At 60.7% G+C, this 11,925-nt stretch carries 13 protein-coding genes and 1 pseudogene; 9 read left to right on the forward strand and 5 right to left on the reverse strand.

The genetic code is table 11. The features are described from left to right. The first annotated feature begins 3 nt into the window (after nt 1-3). The 6 genes from hisB (at nt 4) to AB4N41_RS10450 (ending at nt 3,885) form a co-directional block, all read left to right on the forward strand. Nucleotides 4-597, forward strand: coding sequence for an imidazoleglycerol-phosphate dehydratase HisB (gene hisB, locus AB4N41_RS10425; protein ID WP_016772125.1), 594 nt, complete (start codon nt 4-6; stop codon nt 595-597). Beyond that, nucleotides 597-1,235: an imidazole glycerol phosphate synthase subunit HisH gene (gene hisH, locus AB4N41_RS10430; RefSeq protein ID WP_460138388.1), complete on the forward strand. Its 639-nt coding sequence runs from the start codon at nt 597-599 to the stop codon at nt 1,233-1,235. The genes hisB and hisH overlap by 1 nt, the downstream gene beginning before the upstream one ends. Further along, complete coding sequence (locus AB4N41_RS10435; protein WP_056787227.1) at nt 1,236-1,496, forward strand: DUF2164 domain-containing protein; 261 nt, start codon at nt 1,236-1,238, stop codon at nt 1,494-1,496. Between the two features lie 42 nt (nt 1,497-1,538). Continuing rightward, nucleotides 1,539-2,276: a 1-(5-phosphoribosyl)-5-[(5-phosphoribosylamino)methylideneamino]imidazole-4-carboxamide isomerase gene (hisA, locus tag AB4N41_RS10440; protein ID WP_056787231.1), complete on the forward strand. Its 738-nt coding sequence runs from the start codon at nt 1,539-1,541 to the stop codon at nt 2,274-2,276. Between the two features lie 9 nt (nt 2,277-2,285). Continuing rightward, nucleotides 2,286-3,056: an imidazole glycerol phosphate synthase subunit HisF gene (hisF, locus tag AB4N41_RS10445; protein WP_016772122.1), complete on the forward strand. Its 771-nt coding sequence runs from the start codon at nt 2,286-2,288 to the stop codon at nt 3,054-3,056. Between the two features lie 73 nt (nt 3,057-3,129). Continuing rightward, nucleotides 3,130-3,885 carry a substrate-binding periplasmic protein gene (locus AB4N41_RS10450; protein ID WP_130929050.1) on the forward strand — a complete coding sequence of 252 codons (756 nt, stop codon included), beginning with the start codon at nt 3,130-3,132 and terminating at the stop codon, nt 3,883-3,885. On the opposite strand, the gene AB4N41_RS10455 is transcribed toward AB4N41_RS10450, so the two are convergent. From AB4N41_RS10455 to gpmI, 5 genes and pseudogenes are all read right to left on the reverse strand, one after another. Next, nucleotides 3,866-5,239 carry a Vps62-related protein gene (locus AB4N41_RS10455; RefSeq protein WP_252877264.1) on the reverse strand — a complete coding sequence of 458 codons (1,374 nt, stop codon included), beginning with the start codon at nt 5,237-5,239 and terminating at the stop codon, nt 3,866-3,868. The genes AB4N41_RS10450 and AB4N41_RS10455 overlap by 20 nt on opposite strands. 115 nt (nt 5,240-5,354) lie before the next feature. Next, a complete protein-coding gene (locus AB4N41_RS10460) occupies nt 5,355-6,131 on the reverse strand; it encodes a divergent polysaccharide deacetylase family protein (protein ID WP_252877265.1) in 777 nt (258 codons plus the stop codon). A 2-nt stretch (nt 6,132-6,133) separates the two neighbouring features. Next, nucleotides 6,134-7,453: a S41 family peptidase gene (locus tag AB4N41_RS10465; protein ID WP_039756590.1), complete on the reverse strand. Its 1,320-nt coding sequence runs from the start codon at nt 7,451-7,453 to the stop codon at nt 6,134-6,136. 31 nt (nt 7,454-7,484) lie between these two features. Further along, nucleotides 7,485-8,769 (reverse strand): annotated as a pseudogene (locus AB4N41_RS10470) (murein hydrolase activator EnvC family protein). Between the two features lie 254 nt (nt 8,770-9,023). Beyond that, the gene (gene gpmI / locus AB4N41_RS10475; RefSeq protein ID WP_252877266.1) at nt 9,024-10,553 is read right to left on the reverse strand and encodes a 2,3-bisphosphoglycerate-independent phosphoglycerate mutase; all 1,530 of its coding nucleotides are present in this window, start codon (nt 10,551-10,553) and stop codon (nt 9,024-9,026) included. Between the two features lie 153 nt (nt 10,554-10,706). On the opposite strand from gpmI, the gene AB4N41_RS10480 reads away from it, so the two are divergent. The 3 genes from AB4N41_RS10480 to secB are packed head-to-tail and all read left to right on the forward strand — an operon-like array spanning nt 10,707 to nt 11,919. Further along, a complete protein-coding gene (locus AB4N41_RS10480) occupies nt 10,707-11,120 on the forward strand; it encodes a rhodanese-like domain-containing protein (protein WP_016772116.1) in 414 nt (137 codons plus the stop codon). Nucleotide 11,121: 1 nt separating this feature from the next. Then, on the forward strand, nt 11,122-11,376 hold the full coding sequence (gene grxC / locus AB4N41_RS10485; RefSeq protein ID WP_016772115.1) for a glutaredoxin 3: 255 nt from the start codon (nt 11,122-11,124) through the stop codon (nt 11,374-11,376). A 57-nt stretch (nt 11,377-11,433) separates the two neighbouring features. Then, nucleotides 11,434-11,919 carry a protein-export chaperone SecB gene (gene secB, locus AB4N41_RS10490; RefSeq protein WP_016772114.1) on the forward strand — a complete coding sequence of 162 codons (486 nt, stop codon included), beginning with the start codon at nt 11,434-11,436 and terminating at the stop codon, nt 11,917-11,919. The last annotated feature ends 6 nt before the right edge of the window (nt 11,920-11,925 follow it).

Genomic DNA, 11,925 nt, shown 5'->3' on the forward strand with positions numbered 1-11,925 from the left:
GTGATGGCCGAACGTAAGGCGTCTGTCGAGCGCGACACTCTGGAAACCCAGATCAAAGCCTCGATCAACCTTGATGGCACCGGAAAGGCCCGATTCGATATCGGTGTACCTTTTCTTGAGCACATGCTGGATCAGATTGCCCGTCACGGGTTGATCGACCTGGATATCGAATGCAAGGGCGATCTGCATATCGACGACCACCATACGGTGGAAGACGTCGGTATCACCCTCGGCCAGGCGTTTGCCAAAGCCATCGGCGACAAAAAAGGCATCCGTCGCTACGGCCATGCCTACGTGCCGCTTGATGAAGCGCTGTCGCGCGTGGTGATCGATTTCTCCGGTCGCCCGGGCCTGCAGATGCACGTGCCGTACACCCGCGCCACCGTCGGTGGTTTTGACGTTGACCTGTTCCAGGAATTCTTCCAGGGCTTCGTCAACCACGCGCTGGTCAGTGTGCACATCGACAACCTGCGCGGCACCAACACTCACCACCAGATCGAAACCGTGTTCAAGGCTTTCGGCCGCGCCCTGCGCATGGCCGTCGAGCTGGACGAACGCATGGCCGGGCAAATGCCGTCGACCAAAGGCGTTCTGTAATGCAGACGGTCGCAGTTATCGACTACGGCATGGGCAATCTGCACTCGGTGGCCAAAGCGCTCGAGCACGTCGGCGCCGGCAAGGTGCTGATTACCAGCGACGCGAACGTGATTCGAGAAGCCGACCGTGTGGTATTCCCGGGCGTTGGCGCGATTCGCGATTGCATAGCGGAGATCCGTCGCCTCGGCTTCGACTCGCTGGTCCGTGAGGTCAGCCAGGATCGGCCGTTCCTCGGCATCTGCGTCGGCATGCAAGCCTTGCTCGATACCAGCGAAGAGAACGCCGGCGTCGACTGCATCGGCCTGTTTCCGGGCGCGGTGAAATTCTTCGGCAAGGATCTGCACGAAGACGGCGAGCACCTCAAAGTCCCGCACATGGGCTGGAACGAGGTAAAGCAGAAGATCAGTCACCCGCTGTGGCATGACATCCCGGATCTGGCGCGTTTCTACTTCGTGCACAGCTACTACATCGCCGCCGCCAATGCGCGGCAGGTGGTGGGCAGCGGTCATTACGGTGTCGATTTCGCCGCAGCGCTGGCCGACGGTTCGCGTTTCGCCGTGCAGTTCCACCCGGAGAAAAGCCATACCCACGGCCTGCAACTGCTGCAGAACTTCGCTGCGTGGGACGGTCGCTGGTAAATGGCTGTCAAGAAGTCCAGACCGCCGATCCTGACCCTCACTCCCGAGCAGGAGAGCGAGGCCAATCGCAAGATCCAGCGGTTCATGGAAGACCGTTTCGAACTGGACCTGGGTTCGTTCGAAGCGGCGGAAATTCTTGAGCTGTTTACCCGCGAGATTGCACCGCACTATTACAACAGGGCGATTTTCGATGTGCAGACCCACCTCAAGGAACGGTTTGAAAGCATCGAAAGCGACCTGTGGGCGCTCGAGAAAAACTGATTCCCGAGCCAAGCTGAACATTCCAATTTTAAGGTTTGCCAGATGCTGATTATTCCCGCTATCGATCTCAAAGACGGTGCCTGCGTACGTCTGCGCCAGGGCCGCATGGAAGATTCCACGGTGTTCTCCGATGACCCGGTGAGCATGGCTGCCAAGTGGGTGGAGGGCGGTTGCCGCCGTCTGCATCTGGTCGACCTGAACGGCGCGTTCGAAGGCCAGCCGGTCAACGGCGAAGTGGTTACCGCAATCGCCAAGCGTTACCCGACCCTGCCGATCCAGATCGGTGGCGGCATTCGTTCGCTGGAAACCATCGAGCATTACGTCAAGGCAGGCGTGAGCTACGTGATCATCGGCACCAAAGCCGTTAAGGATCCCGCGTTCGTCGCTGAAGCCTGCCGTGCGTTCCCAGGCAAGATCATCGTGGGTCTGGATGCCAAAGACGGTTTCGTTGCCACCGACGGTTGGGCGGAAATCAGCACCGTACAGGTCATCGACCTGGCCAAGCAGTTCGAAGCCGACGGCGTATCCTCGATCGTTTATACCGACATCGCCAAAGACGGCATGATGCAGGGCTGCAACGTACCGTTCACCGCTGCGCTGGCCGCTGCCACCAGGATTCCGGTGATCGCTTCCGGCGGCATCCATAACCTGGGTGACATCAAGTCGCTGCTCGACGCCAAGGCACCGGGCATCATCGGCGCGATTACCGGCCGGGCGATCTACGAAGGCACTCTCGACGTCGCCGAAGCGCAAGCTTTCTGCGATTCGTACCAAGGCTGAGGACTGACCATGGCGCTGGCCAAACGCATCATCCCTTGCCTGGACGTGGACAACGGCCGGGTCGTCAAAGGCGTGAAGTTCGAGAACATCCGCGACGCCGGTGACCCGGTGGAAATTGCCCGTCGCTACGACGAGCAGGGCGCCGACGAGATTACCTTTCTCGACATCACCGCCAGCGTCGATGGCCGTGACACCACGCTGCATACCGTCGAGCGCATGGCCAGCCAGGTATTCATCCCGCTGACCGTCGGCGGTGGTGTGCGTACCGTGCAGGACATCCGCAACCTGCTCAATGCCGGCGCGGACAAGGTGTCGATCAACACTGCCGCCGTGTTCAACCCCGAGTTCGTCGGCGAGGCCGCGCAGCATTTCGGCTCGCAGTGCATCGTCGTTGCCATCGACGCCAAGAAAGTTTCCGGTCCCGGCGAAACCCCGCGCTGGGAAATCTTCACCCACGGCGGGCGCAAGCCGACCGGTCTCGACGCAGTCGAGTGGGCGAAGAAAATGGAAGGCCTCGGTGCCGGCGAGATCCTCCTGACCAGCATGGATCAGGACGGCATGAAAAACGGTTTCGACCTCGGCGTGACCCGCGCCATCAGCGACGCGCTGGGCATTCCGGTGATCGCTTCCGGTGGTGTCGGCAATCTGCAGCATCTGGCCGATGGCATTCTCGAAGGTCATGCCAGTGCGGTGCTGGCGGCGAGTATTTTCCACTTCGGCGAATACACCGTGCAGGAAGCCAAGGCCTACATGTCGCATCGCGGCATCGTCATGCGCTAAAGCGTACAGGCCAGTGGACAGCATGGCGCGCCCAAGGCACTCTTGGGCACGCCATGGATTCCGGTAGCCCGACATGATCAAACGCCTGCTTGTTGTTCTCGCCAGCGCCTCGTTGTTGTTCATCAGCAATGCCCGGGCCGAAACCAGTCCCGACACCGATCTGGTGCTGCTCACCGAGAACTTCCCGCCGTACAACATGGCGAAGAACGGCAAGAATTTCGCCCAGGGCGACAACATCAACGGCATTGCCACGGACATCGTTCGCGAGATGTTCCAGCGCGCCGGCCTCACTTACAGCCTGACCCTGCGTTTCCCCTGGGAGCGTGTCTACAAACTCGCCCTGGAGAATCCCGGCTACGGGGCCTTCGTCATGGCGCGCCTGCCCGATCGCGAAAGACTGTTCAAATGGGTCGGCCCAATCGGCCCGGACGACTGGATCCTGCTGGCCAAGGCTGACAGCAAGATCACCCTCGAAACCCTCAATGATGCGCGCAAATACAAGATCGGCGCCTACAAGGGCGATGCGATTGCCGAGACGCTCACCAAGCAAGGCCTCAAACCGGTAGTAGTGCTGCGCGATCAGGACAACGCAAAAAAACTGCTCAATGGCCAGATCGATCTGTGGGCCACGGGTGATCCTGCCGGCCGTTATCTGGCGCGGCAGGATGGCGTGACCGGCCTGAAGACCGTACTGCGCTTCAACAGCGCCGAGTTGTACCTGGCGCTGAACAAGGACGTCTCCGATGAGGTGGTCAACAGGCTACAGACCGCGCTGGATCAGTTGCGCAAGGAAGGCGTGGTCGATGAAATCATGGCGCGCTATCTGTAACGGCTGACTCCTCGGGCTCTGGCAGGGAGGTGCTGATTTCGCCCTCGGTCGCAGGCGCAAGCACAGTCTGATCTTCGACCGCCTCTGGCTCCGAAGCGACGATGATTGCAGGCTCGGTAGGTGCGTACTGGCTGATGTGCAGGCTATTGCCATCGGTGTAGCTGAAACCTTCCGTCACTGCCGTGCCGTCCGCGCGCACCAGTCTGTATTCGCTCTGGGCCAGGTAGGCGGCCACTGAGCGGTTTTTGTCCACCACCGCAACCACTTCGATGGTCGCTGTATTGAGCCATTCATTCGAATGCAGTTCGCATTGGGTGAAATCGTGGCCCAGCCGTGCGGAAAACATCAACGCGCCGTGCTGACGGGTTTGCCATTGCGCGCCGAATTCGATGCAAGTGGTTTGAGTGAAAGTACGCAAGCCGCCAGTACGCTGGGCGCGCTGCGCATTCCACCTGAATATCTGGCTGTCGTTGCCACTGTTGCGTGCGTGACCGACGAGGATGTAGCGATCCTTGCGTTCAAGCAGATAGAAGGGCGAGTGACGCCATTGCTCAGCGGCGGTGTAACGCGGATCGTTGACCGTGAACCAGGGGAGGCTGGCGGTGTAAGTCGCATCGTCCGTTGGCTCTACAGGTGTTGGCGTCTCGCCGCAGAGCACCGGTGGCGATGGGCGTGTAGACATCTGCAGGCCGATCTGCAAGCGCAAGCAGTAGACCGGGAAACTGGCCGGTCGGGTGTAGTCACTCAAGCTGAAAAAACTGCCCGATGCCAAGTAGACTTCGCCCGGCAAAGCGGCTGGAGGAACGGCGCTCCAGGTGCTGACGCGCTGTCGGGCCTTGCTGCCCTTGTCGTCCCAGATCAGATCGGTGGTATTCGACGCGATCACCAGGTCTTCGCGAACGCAGCGCACCGCGTTGAGCGAAGGTTTTTCATGATCGTTCGAGCACACCGACCCCAGCGCTACGTAGCCTGCGGGAGCTAGCGGTCGCCAGATCGACAGATCTCTTTTCGAGCCTGATCCGGAGTCCTTCCAGACCAGCTCGTAATCATCGGGACGTCGCAGTGCCCTGCCTTTGGTGGGGTCAGTGCTGGCAATGTCTGCCTCACAAACAACCGCGACCACGCGTTCGCCGTTGATGTTGCCAACGCCTCTGGTGACGAAGTCGCCCAAGGGGAAATAACCGGGTAGCGCGTCGGGAGCCGGGGTCGGGCGCCAGAACGACGCGGGTCTGGCCGACAAACCGTTGGTATCCCAGATGCGCAGAAATTCTGTTGTGAAGTTGATCAGCAGGTTATCGATGCGGATCGGTTCAGTCCGCCCAACGGGCGGGATAATCGGGGCGTTGTTTGTCATGGGCACTCCTGATAGTTGCAAGCGACTCAAAGGAGTCGCGACCTGTTGCAGGTCTCACTATCCGGAAGGGGGAGGGGCGTTCGGTGGTAACTATGTATTGCAACGTGACCGGGTGTTACCGGTAAACGCCATCCTTGCCATGCCCGGCCATGGCGCGGTTGCTGCGCACGCTGATCATCTGCCGGATATCAATCCAGTCGATGCCCTGCGCTTTGAGCTTGGGTAATTCGCGCTCGAGCACCGCCAGGGTCTGCGGATACGGATGGCCGATCATCACCGCTGAACCCTGTTTGTGCGCCAGGGCGATCGCGGTCTGCAACTGAATGGCAATGGCCGCTTCGGTGCGCTCATCATCGAGAAACACGTCTCTGGAAACGCTGGCCAGGTCGATTTTCTGCGCCTGCTGCGCAGCGACCGTTTGAGCGCTGGTGCGGCTGTCGACGAAGAACTTGTGCCGACGCTGCAATTCGCCCATCAACCACGCCATCGCCACAGGCTGCGCGGTCATGCGGCTGCCCATGTGATTGTTGATGCCGGCGGTGAACGGGACTTTTTCGAACGCAGCATTCAGGCGTTTCTGCAGTTCTTCGAGGGGCAGTTCCGGGTGCCAGGCGTAAGGCCCGGTGGCCGGGTCCATGGGCATGTGCAGGATGACGATCTTGCCGGCGCGATGGGCTTCGCGGGCAAATTCGGTGGCGTGGGGGGTATCGGGCATGATCGCCGCCGTGACCGGGCCGGGCAGGGCGAGCACGCGACGATCCCGGGGCAGGTTCTGCCCCAGGTCATCGATGATCAGTGTCAGGTAGGCCTTGTGCGGTGAGGAGCTGGCGGGCTCTGCTTGGGCAAGACCCGCCAGACAGCACAACAGAACGCAGAGGGAACGCAACAACATCCTCAGCGGCCGGACGTGATGCTCAGGCCTTTGAGCAGGCTCAGGGCCTGGGCCAACTGGTAATCGTCATCCTGCGGCATCGCTTTGGCCTTGCCGCCGGAGCCGCTCGGTTTGTCGGCGCCGCCGTTGCCGTTGCCCAGGTGACCTTGCAGATCGGCTTCCTTGAAGTACTCGCTGTCGGCTTCGTTGGTGATCTTCGCGCGGCGCACTTCGATGTCCGGCACGATGCCCTGAGCCTGGATCGAGCGGCCGTTCGGCGTGAAGTACAGCGCGGTGGTGATCTTCAGCGCGCGGTCGTTGTTCAGCGGCAGCACGGTCTGCACCGAGCCCTTGCCGAAACTGGTGGTGCCCATGACCACGGCACGCTTCTGGTCCTGCAGGGCGCCGGCGACGATTTCCGAAGCCGAGGCACTGCCACCGTTGATCAGCACGACCATCGGTACCGCTTCGCTTTCATCCTTGCCGGTGGCGGAGAAGCGCAGCTCGGAATTGGCGATGCGGCCCTTGGTGTAGACGATCAGGCCCTTGGTGATGAAATGGTCGACCACTTCCACCGCCGATTGCAGCACACCACCGGGGTTGTTGCGCAGGTCGAGGATGATGCCGTTGAGCTTCTTGCCGTTGTCCTTGCGCAGTTTGGCCAGAGCCTTGGAGACTTCTTCGCCGGTCTTGACCTGGAACTGGGTGATGCGGATATAGCCGTAGCCCGATTCCAGCAGCTGCGCCTTGACGCTCTTGACCTGAATTACTGCACGGGCCAGGGTCACGTCGAACGGCGTGCCGCCATCGCGAACCAGGGTCAGGGTGATTTTCTGGCCGATCTTGCCGCGCATCTTGTCGACGGCTTCGGTCATGGTCTGGCCACGGGTTGGCTGGCCGTTGATCTTGACGATGAAGTCACCGGCCTGGATGCCCGCCTTCGACGCTGGCGTGTCATCAATCGGCGAGACGACCTTGATGAAGCCGTCTTCGGCGCCGACTTCGATGCCCAGACCGCCGAATTCACCGCTGGTGCTTTCCTGCAGCTCGGTGAAATCTTCCGGGCCGAGGTAGGCCGAATGCGGATCGAGGTTGCTGAGCATGCCCTTGATCGCGTTTTCCAGCAGGGTCTTGTCGTCCACAGGCTCGACGTACGCGGCTTTGATCCGGTCCATGACCTCGGCGAAGGTGCGCAGCTCTTCCAGCGGCAACGGCGCCTTGGCGGTCGCGGCAGTGCCTGCCGGAGCGACGGTCGGGGCCGGTTGCGCGGCGAACGCCAGAGGCGCGCCGATCACCAGGGCGATCGTCAGGGCCAGCGAGGTAAGGCGGGACAAATGCAGCATGTCGAACGAACTCCTGAATTAGGTGGTGCGCTTATCCTTGCGCACGGCACCATTGCGCCGGATCACTTGGGTGACCCTGCTGACGAATTGCGAAATACAGCGCTGGCGTGTCCTGACCGCCACTGTTACCGACAGTGGAAATCGACTCGCCCGCCTTGACCACATCACCCGCCGACTTGAGCAGCGTCTGGTTGTGGCCGTAAAGACTCAGAAAACCGTTGCCATGATCGAGGATCACCAGCAAACCGGCACCGCGCAGCCAATCGGCGAACACCACGCGCCCGCCATGTACGGCATGCACCTGACTGCCGGCGGAGGCGCTGATCATCACGCCATCCCACTTGGTGCGGGCGTCGTCGCCACGGCTTTCACCGAAGCGTGCGAGTAATCGACCATCAACCGGCCACGGAAGTTTTCCCCGCGTTGCAGCAAAAGGCCCGCCAAACGTTTCGCCGCTGCTCGATACCAGCGCGCCGGGGCTTGATCTGGCGGGTTTTCGTGGGGCGTCGCTGTTTTCAGCCTGCGCCTCACGCAAACGCTTTTTTTCCGCTTCCTGCTGGGCGATCAGCGCTTTCTGCCGCGCCTCTTCTGCCTCACGAGCCTGTCGGGCCAGGGTTTCTTCAATGGTTTTAAGGACTTTAGACAGGTCTGCCTGATCCTGCTCGCGGGCGGCGAGTTTCTGGTCGCGGGCCTTGACGTCGTCATTGAGTCTGGCGAGAACCTGCTGGCGCTCCTTGCGGACTTTCTCGAGTGCTTCGCGCTGCGTGTCGAGGTCGCTTTTCTGCACCAGCAACTGCGCTTGCTGCAGACCGATGTCTTTTTCGACATTGGCCAGTTGGCGCAGGGTTTCGTTGAAGTTCTTCAACTGCTCCAGGCGTGCCTGGCTCAGGTAGTCGTAATAGGTGAGGGTGCGGGCGAATTTCTCGGGATTCTGCTGGTTGAGCAGCAGCTTGAGGTATTCCTGGCGGCCGTTCTGGTACGCCGCTCGGGCCTGAATGGCGATCAGTCGCTGCTGTTCAGTGCGCGCGCTCTGGAGTTTTTTTCTCTGCATCGAGCCGCTGCAGCTCGGATTCGCTTTTCTGCAGTTCTTTCTGCAGCGCGTCGACCTGCTTCTGCAGCTTGCCCATCTCGGTTTCAGTGCCCTTGAGCTCTTTCTGCACGCCGGACTTTTCTTCCTGCAGCTTGCCCAGAAGCTTTTTCAGCTCGGCGATATCCTGACGCGTGGCGTCCAACTGCTGTTGGGTTTGCGCGCGCTCGTCGGCGAAGGCCGGCTGGAGCAGACAGGTCAGAGCAAGGGCGATCAGGACGCGAAGCATAGGGGCGGGCGGCACCAGGGTAAGGGACGGCCTAGTATGCCCGCCCGAGGCTGCAAAAAAAACGCCCAATTGGGGCTGTGTGATAACTGGCTGGAGATACAGCTGAAAATAATCTTCGAAACCAGCACAAACCACTGTGGGAGCTGGCTTGCCAGCGATGGCGGCTGCACATTCAACATAAATGCTGGCTGTCAGCTTGCTATCGCTGGCAAGCCAGCTCCCACAGGGTTTTTGCGGTGTTTTCCGGATTCGGCTCAGACCAGAATCGAAGTCCCGGTCATCTCCGCCGGTTTTTCCAGACCCAACAGCATCAGCATGGTCGGTGCCACGTCCGCCAGCACGCCGCCTTCGCGCACTTTCAGGTCGCGTTTGCCGACGTAGATGAACGGCACCGGCTCGGTGGTGTGTGCGGTGTGCGCCTGGTGGGTTTCTTCATCGGCCATTTTTTCGACGTTGCCGTGGTCGGCAGTGATCAAAGCTTCGCCGCCGACCTTTTCCAGCGCATCGACGATGCGACCGACGCAGGTGTCGAGGCACTCGACCGCTTTGACCGCTGCATCGAACACACCGCTGTGGCCGACCATGTCGCCGTTGGCGTAGTTGACCACGATCACGTCGTAGCGCTGGTTTTCGATGGCGTCGACGATACGGTCGGTGACTTCCGGCGCGCTCATTTCCGGCTGCAAGTCGTAGGTGGCGACTTTCGGCGACGGGATCAGGATGCGCTCTTCGCCCGGGAACGGTTCTTCACGACCGCCGGAGAAGAAGAAGGTCACGTGAGCGTACTTCTCGGTTTCAGCGATGCGCAGCTGGGTCTTGCCGTTTTTTGCCAGGTAATCACCAAGAACGTTTTCCAGGCTGCCGGCGGCGAAGGCCGACGGTGCCGGAATACTTGCGGCGTACTGGGTAAGCATGACGAAACCGGCCAGTTTCGGCTGACGGGCGCGCGCGAATTCCTTGAAATCGTCTTCGACGAACACCCGGGTCAGCTCGCGGGCGCGGTCGGCACGGAAGTTCATGAACACCACGGCATCGCCGTCTTCGACTTTGACCGGCTCACCGATGGAAGTGGCTTTGACGAATTCGTCGCTTTCGCCACGGGCGTAGGCGGCTTCGAGACCTTCCTGAGCGGTGGCGGCGTTGAATTCGCCGTTGCCGTCGACGATCAGGTTGTAGGCCTGGGCGACGCGATCCCAACGGTTGTCACGGTCCATGGCGAAATAGCGGCCAATGATGCTGGCGATCCGGCCTTTGCCCAATGCCTGGAACGTCGCGTCGAGCAGTTCGATCGACGAAGCGGCACTTTTCGGCGGCGTGTCGCGGCCATCGAGGAAGGCGTGCAGATAGATTTTTTCGGCGCCGCGCTTGAAGGCCAGCTCGGCCATGGCGATCAGGTGATCCTGATGGCTGTGCACGCCGCCATCGGACAGCAGGCCCATGAAGTGCACGGCTTTGCCGGCGGCCACGGCTTTATCCACAGCGGCGCAGATGGTCGGATTGTCGAAGAATTCGCCGTCGCGGATCGCTTTGGTCACACGGGTGAAGTCCTGATACACCACGCGCCCTGCGCCGAGGTTCATGTGGCCGACTTCGGAGTTGCCCATCTGGCCGTCCGGCAGACCGACGTCCATGCCGCTGCCCGAGATCAAGCCGTTCGGCACGGTGGCCCACAGACGATCCAGCACGGGTTTCTTTGCCGCGAACACAGCATTGGATTCGGGGCTGTCGCTGTGACCGAAGCCGTCGAGAATCATCAGGACCAAAGGTTTGGGCGTAGTCGTCATGGAATCCACTCGTGGCTGATAAAGAAGAGGGCGATGGAAAACGGAGTTGGAGTTTAAAGCGAAGTTCCGACCGCGTCACCGCCGGACGGGGTTTGGCCGACCATAGTGGCTGTGTATACTGGCCGACATTTTAACGCCCTGGAACCTCCTTCGATGGTTGCTCACCTGATTGAATTTGCCACTAACCACTACATTCTTGTCGGTATCTTCGTCGTACTTCTGGCTCTGTTGCTGGCGCACACGATGCAGGGCGGCGGCAAGAGCCTGAGCACCGGCGAGCTGACCGCACTGGTCAATAAAGACGCAGGCGTGGTGGTGGACATCCGTCCGGCCAAGGATTATGCCGCTGGCCACATCGTCGGCGCGGTGAACATCCCGCAAGACAAACTGGCCGCCCGCGTCGGGGAGCTGGAAAAGCACAAGGCCAAGACCATCATTCTGGTCGACGCCCTCGGTCAGACCGCCGGCACCCACGCCCGCGAACTGATGAAGTCCGGCTTCACCGCCGCCAAGCTGTCCGGCGGGATTTCCAGCTGGAAAGGCGACAACCTGCCGCTGGTGAAATGACATGAGCGAAGTCATCGTCTATTCCAGCGATTACTGCCCTTACTGCTCGCGCGCCAAGCATCTGCTCGCCAGCAAAGGCGTGGCCTTCGAAGAGATCAAGGTCGATGGCAAGCCGCAGCTGCGTGCCGAAATGACCAAAAAGGCCGGGCGCACGTCCGTGCCGCAAATCTGGATCGGCGCAAAGCACATCGGCGGTTGTGATGATTTATACGCCCTGGAGCGCGCCGGCAAACTCGACGCGCTGCTCAAGGGCTGAACGGCTGCACCCACGTACAGCACTCCCTAAAAGACCCAAGATCGATAAGGATCTGAGATGACTGACCAACAGAACACTGCAGCCAGCGAAGAAGAAACCGCACCGCAATTCTCCTTGCAGCGCATCTACGTACGCGACCTGTCCTTCGAAGCCCCGAAAAGCCCGGCAATCTTCCGCCAGCAGTGGGATCCGGCGGTCGGTCTGGATCTGAACACCCGCCAGAAAGCGCTGGAAGGCGATTTCTACGAGGTGGTGCTGACCCTTTCCGTTACCGTGAAAAACGGTGAAGAAGTGGCCTTCATCGCTGAAGTGCAACAGGCCGGTATCTTCCTGATCAAGAATCTGGACGCGGCTTCGATGAGCCACACCCTCGGTGCGTTCTGCCCGAACATCCTGTTCCCGTACGCCCGCGAAACCCTGGACAGCCTGGTCACCCGCGGTTCGTTCCCGGCGCTGATGCTGGCCCCGGTGAACTTCGACGCCCTGTACGCGCAAGAGCTGCAGCGCATGCAGGAAAGCGGCGAGACCCCGACCGTTCAGTAAGACGGT

It is taken from the genome of Pseudomonas sp. S2_A10 (genome assembly GCF_054668465.1).